Here is a 16,449-nt window from a genome sequence, read left to right on the forward strand (position 1 = left end):
ATCACAGGACACCTCCAATGGGGGATTCGAAAACGTCACGCCGCGGGGTGTCGTGGGAATCTGCAGTTGGCAACGCGCATTCCGGCACGGCACCTTCAATGCGGGACTGGTGCATCTCGCGGCGCACGCGTTTCCCGGACACACGGTCCAATTCCATGCAGAGCACTCCCACGTTCCTTTCCTGAAGGATGCGCTTTCGATGGCGCCCTCAGGTCCTCCATGCTCACTCGAAATACTCGGTCATGATTTGGGAGAAGCACGTACGGCACGAGGATCCTTTCAGCGCTTCCGCCTGCTGTTCCAGATGGTGCAATCCATGCGGCAACGGCAGGTTGCCTGCTGGATCTTCGCCGACATGGGAGGCTCTTCGCTCACGCTCTTGAGATATCTCATGCGCCTCGCGCAAGTGAGCGTGCCGGTCATTGTGATTGCACACGGCCTCTTTGAACCTCTGGGATGGAATCCTGCTCCTCTTCCGGAAAATCTTCCCGGGATGCGGGGGCCCTCACTGCCGAATCTGCGAATGGTGGTCCTGGGAGAGCATATCATGGAGGCACTGCGTGATTGCCCCTTGCACAGCCGGGAGGACATTCGCTTGCTGCCACATCCGGTGTTGGAGATTGCGCACTCTCAAGCTGCGTCACCTGCGACACACCACTTCGTCTTTCCCGGGGTACCGGACAAGGGGCTGGCTTCGTTCGCGGGCCTCGCTGCCAACGTGAATGAGGGAGCACAGCGTGCCAGCTTCTCCGTGGCGGGCTTTGCCTCAGGAGAAGAAGACGCGAACTCCCTGTCACATCTCACCGGCATTGCTCAATTCCCCCTTTCCGTCCGCGAATACTTCAGCCGCCTCTCCGAAGCGACGTATGGAATCTGGTTCACCACGCACGAGCCGAATCCCTATCAATACCGCGCAAGTGGCACGATTCCGGATCTGCTCGCCAGTGGAAAGCCTGCGGTCTTTAAGCGGAACTCCATGGTCGACACGTACTTCCGCAACTACGGAGCAGTCGGGCACCAGTGCGATACGTGGCCTGAGTTGGTCCAGCGCGTGAAAGAGATGAGCGCGCAACCCCCTGCTGCCATCCTGCCTGCGCATCGCTCCGCAGTGGAACGCGCTCGCCAGGCTCTTCTGCCTCGTTCGTTGGCACCCGTATTCCGGGAGATCGCGCTTGCTCCCAAGCTGGCAAATCATGTCTAAGTTGCGCCACCAGATCGCCCGGTTGGTGTACGGCTCCAGCCGACTCCAGCAGATTCGACTGATGTCCCAAGTCAAGAGTGCGCCGGACCTGTTGCGCTCCGTGCAATGGTTTCTGAAAGGACTCATTCAGTCAGAGACCGAGGTTGCCACGCCGCATGGCCATTTCCGCGTCTCCACGTTGGACACCGCTGTCGCGCGTGATCTTTACATCAGCGGAAAGTTTGAAGAGGACATCCTGACGCGCGCCTTCTCCATCTTGGAACAACATGGACTACTCAAGGAACGCAAAGTAGATGTCCTGCTGGACGTGGGCGCAAACATTGGTGTAACCTGTATTTCACTCATGGAGATGGGTTTGGTCCGTCGGGCTGTGGCCATCGAGCCGGACAATCTCAATCACCGTCTCCTGGTGACCAACATCAAGAAGAACGGAAAGACCGAATGCATTGCAGACATCCAGGCTGCAGTCTCTGATTTTGAAGGAACTGCGGAGCTCGAAATCAGCGCCACCAACTACGGGGACCACCGCATCCGCATGGAGCAAGCCCATTCCCACAGAGATGTCTACGCGGAGAATTCCCGCAACATCTCCAAGGTGCCCGTGAAAATGCTCGACGGCATCCTGGCTGGGCTTCCCCCAGACTATCGCTCCGCCAGCACCCTGCTCTGGATGGACGTCCAGGGCCACGAGTGCCGCGTGATGGACGGCGCAGCAAACCTACTGCGCCAGGGCATCCCCACCGTGATGGAACTGTGGCCGTATGGCATGCAGCGTGCCGGTGTCACGTTGCAAGATCTTCACCAGCGCCTTGTGCAAAACTGGAAAAGCGTCGCTAATCTGAACGTGGATAAACGACCCACCCCGATCCACGAGTGGCAGGCCATTGCCCACAACCTTACACGACCGGGTGACTACACGAACCTGCTACTGCTCCCCTAAGGTGAGGTCTGAAACATCCAACCTCCAGCTCCCACCGATGACAGACGCAATTTCCCCTGCAAAAGCGGTGGACTGCGGGCGGGAAGGCGCAACACATTTCACCGTGCTTCCAACCTTGCGGAGCATGCCAGGCCCGAGCCAGACGTGGTCTTCCTCAATTTAGAAAACTGTGCCATGGACACTCAAAACAAGCTACCAGACGGCTTTGAAAAGCCGACTTCTCTACCAACGGATCACGATGCCCAGAAGCGCTGGCAGGATCAAAACCGCACCTGGTGGGAGAAGAACCCCATGCGCTACGATTGGAACGAAGAGATCGGCGGCGCCGAACGCGAACGTGAGTTTTTCCTCGAAATCGACCGTCGTCACTTTTCAGATGCCGCGAGGTATTCACCGCCACGGTCGAAGCCTTTCGATGAGTTGATCCCGTACGACAATCTCAAAGAGGCCGATGTGCTGGAAATCGGCGTGGGCAACGGAAGCCATGCGCAACTCATCGCGCCGCACTGCCGCTCCTACACCGGCATTGACCTCACAGAGTATGCGATTACCAGCACACGCCGGAGATTCCAGCTGTGGGATCTGAAGGGGGACATCCGCAGGATGGATGCGGAGAATCTCGAATTTCCCGATGCTTCTTTCGACTTCATCTGGACATGGGGTGTGATCCACCACTCCGCGAACACCGAAAAAATCCTGAGCGAGATGAACCGTGTGCTCCGCCCGGGAGGCAAGGCCGTGGTGATGGTTTACCACAGAAGCTTCCTCTACTATTACATCTTCAATGGTTTCTTCCGGGGGGTGCTCGCCGGTGGATTTCTCAAGACTCCCTCACTGCACCGTCTCGTGCAACTCTCAACGGACGGCGCCATTGCAAGATTCTACTCCATTGAAGAATGGAAAAAACTTGTCAGCCCCTACTTCAAGGTGACGAAGACCCAGATCAAGGGCCAGAAATCTGAAATCCTCCCCCTTCCACCGGGTCGGGTGAAGAATGCGATCACCAAGATCGTGCCGGACTCCCTTGCCCGCCTGGTGGTGAATACATGCAAGCAGGGGTCGTTCCTCATCACGCATCTGGAGAAGATCTGAACCGGTAACCCTGATCAAAACCAGCCGCGGCAAATGGGTTCTCCCGTCGTCGACATCGCCATCCTCACTCATTTTCTCTCTCCTTATCAGGCAGAGCTGTTCAATGAGATTTCGAATGCCGGGCATTTCTCCATTCGGGTGCACTACCTGCACCGCAGCCACCACACACGGTACTGGAGCAGCTTGAACCTTTCGCATCAGGCAGTCTTCCTCCGAGAAGACACCAAGGCGCTCAGCGACGCCATGCGTGATTTCGAAACAGCACGGCTCGCCATCCTGAACTACTACAATGAGCGGATGGCTCAGAAACTGATCCACTGCCGGAGCAAGACGGGGCTGCCCTGGGTCTTCTGGGGGGAAAGACCCCGCCATCACTTCTATTATCTCGCCAGCCGCATGTATCGCCATTTGCGGTTGCGGGCCCTGCATCAGAGCAATGCTCCCATCTGGGGCATTGGACGACTCGCGGTGGACGGATACCGTCGTGAGTTCGGCCCGCGCCGCACCTACGCAAACATCCCGTACTTTTCGAACCTCGAGCGGTTCAGCCGGAGCGCCGGCAGCGCATCGGCACGGCCCAATCGCGAGCGCACGATCCTCTATTCAGGTTCCCTCATTCCGCGCAAGGGGGTCGATCATGTGGCAGCCGCCTTTGCGCGCATCATTCGTGAAGGACTTTCAGCGAAACTGATTGTGCTCGGTTCAGGACCACTCGAGCAGATGATGCGAGAGCACCTTGCCTCGTGCATGGACCGCGTCGAGTTCGTGGGCTTCCGGGATTGGGAGACGCTTCCAGACTTGTACGCCGTTTCGGACATTCTCTGTGTGCCATCCCGCTATGATGGGTGGGGTCTGGTGGTGCCCGAGGGTCTGGCTGCAGGTTTGCCAGTGATCAGCACGACCCAAACGGGTTCAGCCATGGAGTTCATCCAGCCTGGACACAATGGCTGGCTGGTACCGCCAGACAATGAGGATGCAGTGTACCGGGCCATGCGCCAGGCAGTCACGCTCACGGATGAGCAGTGGCGGGAAATGTCCAGCCTCGCGGTCCGGTCGGTGGCGTCGCATACCCTCGCTCACGGTGCCCAGCGTTTCATCACCGCAGCCCTTGATGCCATCGAGTCTTGGAAGGGCTCGCCTGCACCCGGTCGCAAGTTGGCCGCGCGAGTTCTTCCATAACGCTCCCAGAGAGGTATGTGCGGCATCGCGGGAATTCTTACCACGCAACCAGGATCGGCGGATCTTGAGCGCGTGCTGCTCCAAACACAAAAGGAACTGCGCCATCGTGGCCCCGACGACGCGGGCTTGTGGATTCAGCCGGCGTCCATCGCTGCGTTCTCGCACAACAGGCTTTCCATTCTGGACCTCAGTTCGGCAGGGCACCAGCCCATGTCCACCCCCGACGGGGCACTGACGATCACGTTCAACGGCGAAATCTTCAATTTCCTCGAACTCCGCGCGTCGCTGGAGCGTGACGGCATCCAGTTCCAGTCCCACAGCGACACCGAAGTCATCCTGCGTCTGTATGAAAAGCATGGCAGGGACTGTGTGAAGCAGCTCCGCGGCATGTACGCATTCGCGATTTGGGACGAGCGCGACCGTTCCTGCTTCATCGCCCGCGACCCCTTTGGCATCAAGCCCCTCTACTTCGCACAGTCGGCGGGTACATTCATCTTTGCTTCGGAACTGCGTCCCTTGTTAAGCAGCGGCCTCGTGCCCAGACACATCGACTCCGCGGCACTGGCCCGGTATTTTCTCACTGGCTCCATGCCTGAGCCGCACACCGCAGTCGATGCGATCAAACTGCTCGAAGCCGGCACGACCTTGATCTGGAAAGACGGTCAAGTGCAGCAACACCGCTGGTGGAATTTCCACTTTGCATCCGGCGAGTCCAGCATCACGCGCGAAGAAGCCATCCGCACCACACGCGCGGCGCTGGTCGATAGTGTCGAGCATCATTTCGTGAGCGACGTCCCCGTCGGCGTGTTCCTCAGCGGGGGCATCGACTCCACGGCTCTCCTTGCTCTGGCCCATGCCAGTGGTCGCCGGAACATCCAGACCTTTTCCATCGGCGTCGATGATTCGTCCCGGGATGAAAGCCGCATGGCTCGCCGCACTGCGGAACATTTCGGCACCAGACATACAGAAATGCGCCTGGATGCAGACAAGGCCCGGGAGCTGTTTCGCGAATTCCTCAATGCCGTCGACCAACCCACCATTGATGGTTTCAACACCTTCACGGTCTCGGCGCTCGCGCGTGAGCAGGGCATCAAGGTAGTGCTGAGTGGCCTTGGCGGCGACGAGATGTTTGCCGGCTATCCCAGCTTCAATAAGTTGCCGTCTCTCGATCGAGTCTCGAAAGCACTAGGCCCATTCAAGGGCATCGCCGGCCAGGCCTTGCAAATGCTGAGTGGTCACCCCCCGCTCGTCCGGCTGGGTTCTGCGCTGTGTGACGGTGGAACCCTGCCTCAACTGTATGACGCCTTCCGCGGAATCTTCTCAAGCAGGCACGCAAGAGTACTCGCGCGTCATCTCACCGGAGAAGAACCTCCTCGCGTTCCGGACTCCTCCAGGGACGAAACGCCTGCGACGCCATCTCCACGAGATGCCGTCAGCGTTCTCGAAATGAGCCGCTACATGCGCAATCAACTCCTGAGAGACAGTGATGTGATGAGCATGGCACACGGGTTGGAGTTGCGGGTGCCCCTGTTGGACGTCTCCCTATTCCACGCCGTTTCCTCCATCCCTGCGCAATATCGTCTGGAGCAGGGAAAGCAACTGCTCCTCGCAGCCGTGCCCGAGATTCCAGACTGGATCCGCAATCGTCCCAAGGGCGGTTTCCTCTTCCCGTACGAGCAGTGGCTCGCTTCGCCAGATTGGCGTGCCCTCTTTGAGAAGGAACTGGGTGACATCCCCGTGCCTCTCACGAACTGGTACCAGCGCTGGAGCATCTTTGTCTTCAAACGCTGGCGCGCCGCCGTCGGCCTTTGAGGTTTCCTTCGCATCATCACACGACTTCAGTGCGCGTTCTGCACGTCATTCCCTCCCTTGATAAGCGCGACGGAGGGCCCAGCATTGCCCTTCCGCTCATGGCCCGGAGCCTGATTCGGCAGGGGGTATCCGTGGACATTGTCGCCACGCTGGATCCAGCGGAGGCCTCCGAACGAAACATCACCTTTGGCGAGCCCCTGGATCTGGGTGGATTTACGGTACGCTACTTCAAACGCCAGACGCATTTCTACAAGGCATCCATGCCCATGCTGCGATGGCTGTCGGACAACGTGGGAAACTACGACGTCGTTCACAATCACGCCGTTTTTTCTTTCGCTCCATTGGCGGGGGCATTTTGTGCGCGTCGCGCGCGAGTCCCTTACATCATCCGCCCTCTTGGTCTTCTCAATCACTGGGGCCTGGAGAACCGCAGAAAAGTCCTGAAGAAACTGTCTCTCCGCCTCTTCGATCTTCCGGCTCTACGCCATGCTGCGGCCATCCATTTCACCAGTGACCGAGAGCAATCCGAGGCCGCCGCGCTGGCTCTGGCCACAAAAAGTGTGGTGATCCCCATCGGGATCGATGCCGAGCCTTTTGAGACTCTGCCCGGCCCGCAAAGGTTCCTGGAGAAATTTCCCGCAGCCGCCGGAAAACGGATTCTGCTCTTCATGTCCCGGATTGATCCCAAGAAGGGCATCGAACTGCTGCTTCAGGCCTTTGCAAGGACCTGTGCGAAGACGAGTGACATCATGCTCGTCGTCGTAGGCAGTGGCACCGAGACCTACGAGGCAAGCCTCAAGCACCTGGCCGCGGAGCTGAATCTCGGAAATCGTGTGCTCTGGACTGGCTTCCTGGATGGGGAGGACAAGCTCTCCGTCCTTTCCGCAGCTGAGATTTACTTCCTGCCGTCTTATTCAGAGAACTTTGGCATCGCGCTCGTGGAGGCGATGGCGGCCGGACTTCCATGTATAGCCACATCGCATGTTGCCATCGCAGAAGATGCCGCCAAGCACGGCGCTGTGATTCAGGTTCCGAGCGAAGTGGATGCGATTGCGCAGGCAACAGATCGCCTCCTTGCGAATCCCTCTGAAGGGCAGCATCTGGCGCGACAGGCAGCGCTCTACACGCGGCAGCACCTCTCCCTTCCAGCCATGGGAAGAGCACTGAAATCTCTCTACCAAGAACTATTGAGCGAAGCCACGACCCCGGACAAAGGCATCGCAACGCTCCCGACCACTTCATGATTCTCATCATCAAATTCCTTGTATCCCTCGCATGCATTCTTCTCGTGTGGAAATGCAGATTCTTGTGGGAGAGTCCCCTTGCTTCCAGCCCTTCATTCCGACGGTACTGCCTTGCTGGTTTTGTGGTGACGCGACTCGGGACTTTCGTGGTCATCTTTTTTGTGCTGGGGATGTCTGCCCAGTCAGACATTCACTGGTACTACAACGACGCCAAGGCTGTGGAGAAGGGGTTGTTACCTCTCAGAGACTTCCTGCCGATCTATGGGCCGTGGTTTTCAGTCGCATGTGCGGCTCTCATCAAGGTGGTGGATTCACCCGTCTGGCTTGTTTTCATTGCGATCCTGTTTGAATTCATCTCCATCCCGCTGTGGCTGAAGGTGGGTGATGAGGTATTCAACCCGCGCATTTCCAATCTGGGACTGCTGCTTTACACATGCTCTCCCTTGAGCCTGCTGAATGTGCCGATCACCGGACAAAACCACATCTGGTTCGCCCCGTTCATCGCAGGTGCAATGCTGCTGCTCATCCGGCAGCAGAGTTTCCTATGCGGTGCCACCATAGGCATTTCCATCCTTGCAGTTAAATTTCTGACCCTCATCTTCATGCCGCCCTTCACTTGGGCATCGAAGAATCGCTGGGCCTGCGCAGCTGGCTTCTTCTGCGTGGTGACATCCGGGTACGGATGGTACATTTTTCAAGGTGCGGATATCACCAAGCTGACGAGCTTCCATTCGCAGCACGGTTCGTCGGGCAACTTGCCGTTCCTGCTCGGCATGGTGGGTCTGGACTTTTCCATTCCTCACTTGCGCTCCGCGGCCAATCTCGTTGGCCTCGCCACCATGAGCGGCCTGTTCCTCACAGCCATGTGGAAGAAGAGAGTCGTAACCCCTTACCAGGCGCTTATCTTTCTGCCGCTTCTGATGATCGTCGTCCTCATCATCAGTAAAAAGTCATTCGCATCCTATCTCGAATGCGCACTTTTTCCCCTGTGCTTGATTGGCGCCACATTTTCGTCGAGCAGGGAGCGCGTTCTGCTGACCGCCATTGGCGGACTCGCGGCCTGTGAGCCCAGCATCTGGTTCCGTCTTCTCGCCAATCAAGAGCTTGCCACCTTTTGGAACAGGGCGACCGCCACCATCGCCAGCCCCACCTGGGCCTACTTTGTCGTGGCACTTTTGGACGTGCTTCTGCTGTCATCCTATCTCTATCTGGCCATCCGCCTCTGGCGGCTCACTGCAGTGGACAAATTCAGCGAGTGAGCTTCCCCACCATGAATCCAAGACATCCATCCCCTGAAGTGTCCATAGTGATCCCCACCCTTAATGAAGCGGGGAATCTGCCCAAACTCGTGCCAGCAATTGCAACTGCGCTAGGCAGCAGGCGGTTTGAGATCATCATCGTGGATGACAAGAGCTCCGACGGCACGCCAGGGAAGGCTCTCGAACTGGCCAATCAGTACCCTCTCCGATTGATTGAGCGGGACCGGCCCGATGGCCTCAGCGGAGCCGTATTGAAAGGCCTGGCCGAGGCGAACGGCGAGATTGCAGTCGTCATGGATGCTGACTTCCAGCATCCCCCGGAGGCCCTGCCACACGTGATGGAGCCTCTGGAGAAAGACGAGTCTGATTTTGTAGTCGGCTCCCGGCACGTCGCTGGAGCGTCGACGGATGTCACCTGGGGCACGTTTCGAAAACTCAACTCGACTGTAGCACGCCTGCTGGCCAGACCACTTTGTGGCAATGTTAGAGACACCATGAGTGGATTCTTCGGATTGAAGCGCCACGTTTGGAAGAGTTCAACGAACCTGGCGCCACTTGGCTACAAGATCGGCCTGGAGTTCCTGTGCAAGAGTCCAGGCCTGCGTGTTCGTGAAATCCCCATTCATTTTGGCCTGCGTGAGGAGGGTGAGTCGAAACTTTCCTTCAGACAACAGCTCCGCTACCTCGAGCACCTTAGCCGACTGTACGACCACAAATTTCCGAGGCTCTCTCCCATCGCGAAGTTCCTGGTCACATTTGCCCTGACATGGTCGCTGGCCCTGCCACTCTTCCTGGGCCTGATTGCTCTTGGAATTCCTTCGCTGCTTTCTTTCCCAGCAGCTCTGCTCTTTAGCCACGGGATGCATACCCTTTTGCACTGGAGATATCTCAGAACGGAAGGAGTGCCGCAATCAGTCACCCACCCCTGGATTGGATTCGTGGGAATGATCATCGTAGAATTGTTTGCGGGCAATCTCACCTTCTGGTGGTTGCTCACCGAGCTTCGCACTCCCACGCCTGTAAAGATCTTCACCATTGCGACCGTTGTCACGGCAATCTGTCGGTACATGCTGCGCAAAGAGCTCCGCCACGATCTCCGCTCCCTCAAGGCAGCACTCAAGGCTCGGTAGCCCATCCTCCCCCCTTTGCATTCATGACTCTCGCAGAATTTGTCTATACGGTGGTGCTTGCCCCGCGCCCTCTGAAACGGGCAGCCAACTGGTTGCTGCTGAAAATCATCCCGAAGCGTATCAAGGTCGGGCCTGCGGAAGTCTGTCTGGATCCCGCGGATCCAGTGATTTCGGGAGCAGTGACTTTTGGCGTTTATGAAAAGGATGAGTTGAAATTCTTCCAGGAACATTGCGTCCCGGGAATGGTCGTCGTGGATATTGGAGCCAATGTTGGCATCTACACGGCGCTCGCCCTCCAGCTCACCTCGCCCAATGGCATCGTCGTAAGCGTCGAGCCCAATCCACACAGCCGTGGGTTTTTGGAGCAGACCATCGCCTGTAACCTGGATGCCTCGGATGCGAGCCGGACACGGAGTTACGTGTGCGATTGCGCAGCGTCAGATCGCGACGGTGATGCCACCTTGCATCTCAATCTTGGAAACAAAGGTGACAACAGGCTTTATGCCTCGTCACTCTCTTCGATGGAGATCCCCATTAAAGTCAGACCACTGGATGCCATACTCAGCGGCTTGGGAATCCACGAGGTCAATCTGGTAAAGATAGACGTGCAAGGTTGCGAGCCGATGGTCATTGCCGGTGGACTAGAGACGATTCGCCGTTCCCCTGACATGCTCATTGTCTCTGAGTTCTGGCCTGAAGGGATGAAGTCGGCAGGTCGTGACGCCAAGGAGTATTTGCATCAGTTATCCTCGCTCGGCCTTGAACTTTTCACTTTGGATGCGGGAGCCCTGAACCCACTCGCGAAAGATGGCTTTTCCAAACTCATCGCCAGTCTCCCAAACAGGCAATACACAAATATCGTCGCGGCCAAAGGCAAGCCACTCGCCAGGATTTCGGGCACGGGATCCTGAAATCGGCAGCACTCTGGCCCTTCACCCAGGACACTCAGGCTGGGCATACACAGCGCAACATGGACCTCTCCCAGATCACTCCTCTCATCATCACTTACAATGAGGAGGCCAACATCAGCCGGGTATTAGGGAGGCTCACTTGGGCGCAAGAAATCGTGGTCATCGACAGCGGAAGCACAGACAAAACCCTGGAACTGGTGGCGGGGTTTCCGCAGGCGCGCGTCGTCACTCGAGCGTTTGACTCCTTCGCTTCCCAATGCAACTTCGGTCTGGCTCAAGTCAGCACCCCGTGGGTGCTCTCGCTGGACGCCGACTATGTTCTTGGCCAGGGATTTGAGGATGAACTCCGCGGAGTTGACGGTGAGACCTCAGGATATCGTGCTCAATTTCGATACTGCATTTTCGGGAAGGCACTTCGTGGCACCTTATATCCCCCGAGGACAGTATTGTACCAGCGGTCCCATGCCGTTTACGAATCAGACGGACACGGGCATCGGGTCAAGATCTCCGGAAGCGTGCGTTCTTTGGCCAGCATCATCTATCACGACGATCGGAAACCGCTGAAGAGGTGGCTGGGTTCACAGATTACCTACGCCGAGCAAGAGGCGAACCATCTGCTGAACCCTCCAGAAACCGGCCTGAATTTTGCAGACCGGCTCAGGTTGCGCATCTTCGTGGCTCCAGTCCTGGTCTTTCTGTACACCTTGCTTTGGAAGCGGCTGGTGCTCGACGGGTTTGCCGGCTGGCACTACGTGTTCCAGCGCACGCTTGCCGAGTTGATGCTATCGCTCAAGATTCTGGACCAGAAGTTGCGCAGGAAGAGTTAGGAAAATGTCGAGACCGCAATCCTCCAAGTAAGAGGATTGCACCGTCGGATACGTCCAGCGATTACCGGGAAAGACCAGTTGCTGGGTCAAAAGTGATTTCGTCAGAATGAAAGAGATCTTACATGTCTCGCCAGTAATGCCGGTGGACGAAAGGCACATTGAGCTCGCGCTTGATGCCGCCGGCGTTCCCGGATCCCTGGTGACGAGCTGGCTGCCAAAAAAGTGGGAGCAGGCCGCACTCAAGAGCGCGCGCCGTCAGAACATCTTTTTGCGCAGGGATCCGGTACAGTTGATCCAGCGCCGTCTTGTCCGGCAGTTTGTCCCGGACATGCTCCGCAGCTACAAGCTGGCCACCGGACACCCGCCCATTCCCTGCCATGACGAGCTGTTCCGCCGGGTCGACATCAACTCCTCACATCTTATCACAGAAAACACCTCTGTGGTGATTGGCCGCGAAGTGGGAAGCTTGAAGTCATTCACACGGGCCAGGGAGTTGGGTGCCACCCGCATCTATCACATGCCCACCCCGCACCATGACACCGTTCGCGCCATTCTGGACCGTGAGCGTGCTGCTTACGGGGACATTTGCAAATCCACCTTCGACCCCGGTGAGTTCCTTCCGGAGCGCATTGCAGACAAGCTCCAGGAACTCGACCTTGCGGATCACATCTGGTGTCCCTCCCAATTTGTAAAGGACTCCCTCGTGCAGTCGGGCATCCCCGAAGATCGCGTGGCGACCATCCCCTTCGGAGGGGAAAGTGAATGGCTTCATATGCCGCGTCCGAAGCCGGACGGCACCTTTCTGCTGGTGGGCAACATCTCCGCGAGAAAAGGCACTCACCGCCTCCTCAAGGCGTGGAAAACGCTGAAGGCCCATCGCACCAACCGTTTGATGCTCATTGGCCCGATGCACCTGTCCAGCGGCTTCCTGAAGGACTACAAGGGCATGTATGAGCACCTGCCACGCATGCCTCGAGCCAGGCTGGTACGCCACTATTTGCAGTCCTCTGCCTTTGTCCTGCCGGCGCTGGCGGAAGGTTTTGCGCTGGTGATTTTGGAAGCCCTGAGCTGCGGACTGCCCGTGCTCGCCAGCCGGAACAGCGGCGCCGTGGGCTTCCTGAATGAACAGGAGGCAAAGTTTTTTGATGCCGGAGAAGACGAGCCCCTGCTGGCGGCACTTGACTGGGCCCTCACCCATCCGGGAGAATTGGAAGAGATGGGACGTGCTGGCCGTAAAAAAGCAGCCACATGGTCTTGGGACATGTTTGAAAATTCCGTGCTTCAGCAACTTCGCAGCCTGGACCTAGAGTGACCGCCAAAATTCTTCTCGTCATACCGTGCTTCAATGAAAGCGGCCGCATTGCTCCGTTTCTCACGGAACTGTGCGCGCTCGCCGAGACACTTGGGAGGATATCCATCCTGGTCGTTGAAGATGGTTCGACACCTGAGGAACAGCATCGTCTTTCCCAGCTGGTGCACACAATCCGCCAGAAATACCCTTTCGTAAGGGAGCCACTGCTGCTGTCTTCCAACCTGGGCAAAGGTGGCGCCGTCTATGCCGGCTGGCAGGCACATCAAAGCGAGGAATGGCTCGCCTTTGTAGATGCGGATGGGGCCTGCTCCGCTCCTGAGACGATGCGGCTTGCCCGCCTGCTCGTGGAGGGCCAGACCTCGGTGGATGCCGTGTTTGCCAGTCGGATTCAGATGCTCGGGCACCGGATCCAGCGGCACCTGCACAGGCACATCATTGGCCGCATCTACGCCACCATCGTTTCCATCCTCCTGGAAATCCCCGTGCATGACAGCCAATGTGGACTCAAATTCATCCGGAGAAGCTCCTATGCCCGGGTCTCTCCCTCGCTCGAAGTCAAGGACTTCGGCTTTGACATTGAATTGATGGCTGCGTTGACGGACTCGGGCGCCATCGTCGAGGAAGTACCCATCGACTGGCACGAGGTTCCCGGAGGCAAACTGCGCCTTTTCCGGGATGCATTTTGCATGCTTAATGATGTATTGGAAGTGCGAGCCCGCCGGCGCACGCCCGCATGGCTCGCCCACCTGCGTGGCACCACTCGTGAGCCTGCCAATGCAACGACCTAACCTCTCAAACAGGGTTTGCCACCTCCCGGACCCGTCTGGTAAATTGAGTTCCCCCAACTGATGTCCACTCCTGCTCATCGCGCTATCACGCCCTCTTCCAGACCGGACCGCGCAGGCGCCCCCAGCCAATCTAGTCCAAATCGGTCACGCAACAGCGCCATCGTGGAAGACAAAGGGTTCTACCCTGTCCTTGGCATCGTAGGAACCGTTTCCGGCATGGTGATGGCCATGGCCGCCGTCCCCTCGAATCCGCAGAAGGAAGGTGTCCTGTTCATCTCCGGAATGCTCATGTCCCTTGGCCTGGCTGTCGCTCCCATAACGGCATTCCTGCGGAATCCACGGAACATCCTCCGCACGGAAAACATCATCGGCCTGGCTCCGATCTACTGGCTTTTCATGGACCTCGTGACCGCGATCTATGACCTGCCCTTGGTGGATAGGGGGGCCGTGCGACTGTCATTCCTCACGACCGGTATCTTTGTGACCATGTTCTGGCTGGCCACCATGCAGAAGCCCTGGAAGCTTCCCAAGGCTTTCATGAACAGCTGCTCCTTCCGGCCAGAGGTTTCAGTCATTCTGCCCATTACCATCATTTGCTTCGTGCTGGCGATGCTGGCCTATGCCATTCCGAGTAATTTTGATGTGATGCTGATGTTCAGGAGCATCCTCCAAAACCGCTTTTCGGCACCCTGGGCTCGTGGCGAACTGGGTGGTTGGGACGCGTTTATCGACCACCTGAACTATTTCGGGTATCTGCTTCCCACTCTGGCGGTGATGCTCATGCGCCGCAAAGGCCTGATGCATCCGGCGACAGTGGTGGGCTTTGTTTTGGCAGGGATCTTCCTCCTGTTCCTCATGCATTCCGGCGCCCGTAGAATCATCGGCGTGTGCCTGGGATCGGCCTTGATTTATTGGGTGTTAGATCGTGAGCGGGTGCGCATCTGGCAACTTATCGCCTCTGCTGCAGCCATCGGCGCCATTCTTTGGGTCATGCAAGGGATGCTGGTCTTCCGCACCCTGGGCGTAGGCGAGTTGGGGGTCTCCAATACTGCCCGTATCGCGTGGGAGAGCATGCAGGGCAAGGACGCCGCAATCGGGACGCCCAAGGGCCTGGCCGTGGACGACAACTTCTTCCGGCTGACCCAGGTGCTCTCCATCGTTCCGAAGGCTCACCCTCACGTCTACTGGAGGCACATATGGTACGTGCTCGTACGTCCCATCCCACGTGTCTTTTGGGCGGGCAAACCTATGGATGGGGGCTTCCGATTGCAGGACTTCGATGACAAGGGCGCTTCGCTCTCCATTACAGTCGTTGGCGAAGCATGGCTTTCTTGGGGGTACATCGCGGTCATATTCGCAGGCTGGATGTTCGGTCGCCTCTCCCGCATGAACAGTCCTCTCTTCAACGCCTCGAGCGGATCTGTAGGTCCCATGTTTTATGGGTATGTGACGATGATGCTGTTTGTAGGTTGGCGGGCGATACAGGAAATTCTGCTCTTCTCCTATGCACTTTTGGGCTGGATGCTGGCTAGCTGGATCTACTCAAAATTCCAAAGTCGCGGACCTTCCGGGCATTGATGCGAATTCTAGTCATCAACAAGTACATCCCCCCCGAGCCCGCCCCAACCGCCGTATTGGTGGGTGACCTGACCAGCATGCTGGAAGGAATGGGCGCTGAGGTTACCCATCTGGGAGCGGATGTTGGCTATCGCGGAGCACGTCCTACGGGATGGCGGCGCTGGCTGAACGAAATCCGGCTGTTGCTCCGGTTGCTTGGCTGGGGCCTCTTTGCCAGACGTCCGGATGCCATCCTCTGCCTGACAGACCCGCCAGGAGTACTTTTCATTGCGGCACTGCTCGCTCGAGTGAAGAGCACAAGACTGGTGCACTGGGCCATGGATGTCTATCCCGACACTGCTGTGGCTTTGGGCGAAATTCGCGCGGGCAGCATCGTGCACACACTCGCCAATCGGGCCATGTCCTTTGGATATGCCACCTGCGATCTGATTGCCTGTCTCGACGAGGATATGCTTGCCCGCCTCCGGGTGCAGGGAAAGGTCCAATCTTTCATCTCTGCGCCATGGCCTCCGCTGCACATCAAATTGCCCGAGGAGTTGGTGGCTCCAAAACCTGGGCGCATTCGCTGGATGTACTCCGGAAATCTAGGCCGTGCCCACGAGTACGAAACACTTCTCCGCGCTCAAAAGCGATTGGAGGAGGCAGGACAGCCCTTTGACCTTGTCTTTCAGGGAGGGGGGAATGCATGGCCCGCAGCCAGGGCCCTGGCGGCTGAGCTCGGACTCCAGCATTGCCATTGGGAAGCCTACGCTCCGTCGGACAATCTCGTCTCGTCCCTGCTCCAGGCACATGTGCTCATCGCCACCCAACGACAGGAAGTACGGGGGTTGCTGTGGCCGTCCAAACTGGCTGTCTTGAAACTTCTGCCTAGACCCATCGTGTGGGTCGGCCCACTGGACGGTTCCGTGGCCACCGAGCTGAAACGGCAGGACAAGCATCATGGCATTTTCGTTGTAGGCGACTCTCAAGGACTTGCCACTTGGTTGGAAAACCAGGCCGAAGACCTTGCAGCCGGATCCAAAGTCTCCACGACTCCGGCCGAACTGCAGTTGGCGTGCTCAAAAGTCGCCGAATCAGAGGGAGAGAAATGGTGGACCCATCTGGCCCAGCTTCTACAACAAGACACGCTCGATGGCGCAACCATGAAGGCGCCTCTCTCACGCAAGCCCTCCTGAT

General features: G+C 57.7%; 14 protein-coding genes. All 14 read left to right on the forward strand.

Annotated features, from left to right (window positions below; translation table 11 throughout):
- The first annotated feature begins 316 nt into the window (after positions 1–316).
- Positions 317–1,201, forward strand: a complete 885-nt coding sequence (locus G5S37_RS24170; protein WP_165207419.1) for a hypothetical protein — start codon at positions 317–319, stop codon at positions 1,199–1,201.
- Positions 1,194–2,141, forward strand: a complete 948-nt coding sequence (locus tag G5S37_RS24175) for an FkbM family methyltransferase (protein ID WP_165207420.1) — start codon at positions 1,194–1,196, stop codon at positions 2,139–2,141. Before G5S37_RS24170 ends, G5S37_RS24175 begins: the two co-directional genes overlap by 8 nt.
- 174 nt (positions 2,142–2,315) lie before the next feature.
- Complete coding sequence (locus tag G5S37_RS24180; protein WP_165207421.1) at positions 2,316–3,233, forward strand: methyltransferase domain-containing protein; 918 nt, start codon at positions 2,316–2,318, stop codon at positions 3,231–3,233.
- Between the two features lie 33 nt (positions 3,234–3,266).
- Positions 3,267–4,412: a glycosyltransferase family 4 protein gene (locus G5S37_RS24185; RefSeq protein ID WP_165207422.1), complete on the forward strand. Its 1,146-nt coding sequence runs from the start codon at positions 3,267–3,269 to the stop codon at positions 4,410–4,412.
- A 15-nt stretch (positions 4,413–4,427) separates the two neighbouring features.
- Positions 4,428–6,224, forward strand: coding sequence for an asparagine synthase (glutamine-hydrolyzing) (gene asnB / locus G5S37_RS24190; RefSeq protein ID WP_165207423.1), 1,797 nt, complete (start codon positions 4,428–4,430; stop codon positions 6,222–6,224).
- Between the two features lie 29 nt (positions 6,225–6,253).
- Positions 6,254–7,468 (forward strand): glycosyltransferase, encoded by a 1,215-nt coding sequence (locus G5S37_RS24195; RefSeq protein ID WP_343229876.1) that lies wholly within the window; start codon positions 6,254–6,256, stop codon positions 7,466–7,468.
- 305 nt (positions 7,469–7,773) lie between these two features.
- Positions 7,774–8,727, forward strand: coding sequence for a hypothetical protein (locus G5S37_RS24200; RefSeq protein ID WP_206026123.1), 954 nt, complete (start codon positions 7,774–7,776; stop codon positions 8,725–8,727).
- 11 nt (positions 8,728–8,738) lie between these two features.
- Positions 8,739–9,857, forward strand: a complete 1,119-nt coding sequence (locus tag G5S37_RS24205) for a glycosyltransferase (protein ID WP_276616987.1) — start codon at positions 8,739–8,741, stop codon at positions 9,855–9,857.
- Positions 9,858–9,880: 23 nt separating this feature from the next.
- Positions 9,881–10,768: an FkbM family methyltransferase gene (locus G5S37_RS24210; RefSeq protein ID WP_165207427.1), complete on the forward strand. Its 888-nt coding sequence runs from the start codon at positions 9,881–9,883 to the stop codon at positions 10,766–10,768.
- A gap of 59 nt (positions 10,769–10,827) precedes the next feature.
- Positions 10,828–11,595, forward strand: coding sequence for a glycosyltransferase family 2 protein (locus G5S37_RS24215; RefSeq protein ID WP_165207428.1), 768 nt, complete (start codon positions 10,828–10,830; stop codon positions 11,593–11,595).
- 106 nt (positions 11,596–11,701) lie between these two features.
- Entirely contained in the window at positions 11,702–12,907 is a 1,206-nt protein-coding gene (locus G5S37_RS24220; RefSeq protein WP_165207429.1) for a glycosyltransferase, read from the forward strand.
- Positions 12,904–13,695, forward strand: a complete 792-nt coding sequence (locus tag G5S37_RS24225; protein ID WP_165207430.1) for a glycosyltransferase — start codon at positions 12,904–12,906, stop codon at positions 13,693–13,695. The genes G5S37_RS24220 and G5S37_RS24225 overlap by 4 nt, the downstream gene beginning before the upstream one ends.
- A gap of 228 nt (positions 13,696–13,923) precedes the next feature.
- On the forward strand, positions 13,924–15,273 hold the full coding sequence (locus tag G5S37_RS24230) for a hypothetical protein (RefSeq protein ID WP_206026124.1): 1,350 nt from the start codon (positions 13,924–13,926) through the stop codon (positions 15,271–15,273).
- Positions 15,273–16,448: a glycosyltransferase family 4 protein gene (locus G5S37_RS24235; RefSeq protein WP_165207432.1), complete on the forward strand. Its 1,176-nt coding sequence runs from the start codon at positions 15,273–15,275 to the stop codon at positions 16,446–16,448. Before G5S37_RS24230 ends, G5S37_RS24235 begins: the two co-directional genes overlap by 1 nt.
- The last annotated feature ends 1 nt before the right edge of the window (position 16,449 follow it).

This window comes from Roseimicrobium sp. ORNL1 (genome assembly GCF_011044495.1).
GTDB lineage: Bacteria > Verrucomicrobiota > Verrucomicrobiia > Verrucomicrobiales > Verrucomicrobiaceae > Roseimicrobium.

Excerpts from the sequence above, each read along its gene's own strand:
- G5S37_RS24170 (WP_165207419.1), top strand. The coding sequence starts at position 317 with ATGCGGCAACGGCAGGTTGCCTGCTGGATCTTCGCCGACATGGGAGGC.
- G5S37_RS24175 (WP_165207420.1), top strand. The coding sequence starts at position 1,194 with ATGTCTAAGTTGCGCCACCAGATCGCCCGGTTGGTGTACGGCTCCAGC.
- G5S37_RS24180 (WP_165207421.1), top strand. The coding sequence starts at position 2,316 with ATGGACACTCAAAACAAGCTACCAGACGGCTTTGAAAAGCCGACTTCT.
- G5S37_RS24185 (WP_165207422.1), top strand. The coding sequence starts at position 3,267 with ATGGGTTCTCCCGTCGTCGACATCGCCATCCTCACTCATTTTCTCTCT.
- asnB (WP_165207423.1), top strand. The coding sequence starts at position 4,428 with ATGTGCGGCATCGCGGGAATTCTTACCACGCAACCAGGATCGGCGGAT.
- G5S37_RS24205 (WP_276616987.1), top strand. The coding sequence starts at position 8,739 with ATGAATCCAAGACATCCATCCCCTGAAGTGTCCATAGTGATCCCCACC.
- G5S37_RS24210 (WP_165207427.1), top strand. The coding sequence starts at position 9,881 with ATGACTCTCGCAGAATTTGTCTATACGGTGGTGCTTGCCCCGCGCCCT.
- G5S37_RS24215 (WP_165207428.1), top strand. The coding sequence starts at position 10,828 with ATGGACCTCTCCCAGATCACTCCTCTCATCATCACTTACAATGAGGAG.
- G5S37_RS24220 (WP_165207429.1), top strand. The coding sequence starts at position 11,702 with ATGAAAGAGATCTTACATGTCTCGCCAGTAATGCCGGTGGACGAAAGG.
- G5S37_RS24230 (WP_206026124.1), top strand. The coding sequence starts at position 13,924 with ATGGCCGCCGTCCCCTCGAATCCGCAGAAGGAAGGTGTCCTGTTCATC.
- G5S37_RS24235 (WP_165207432.1), top strand. The coding sequence starts at position 15,273 with ATGCGAATTCTAGTCATCAACAAGTACATCCCCCCCGAGCCCGCCCCA.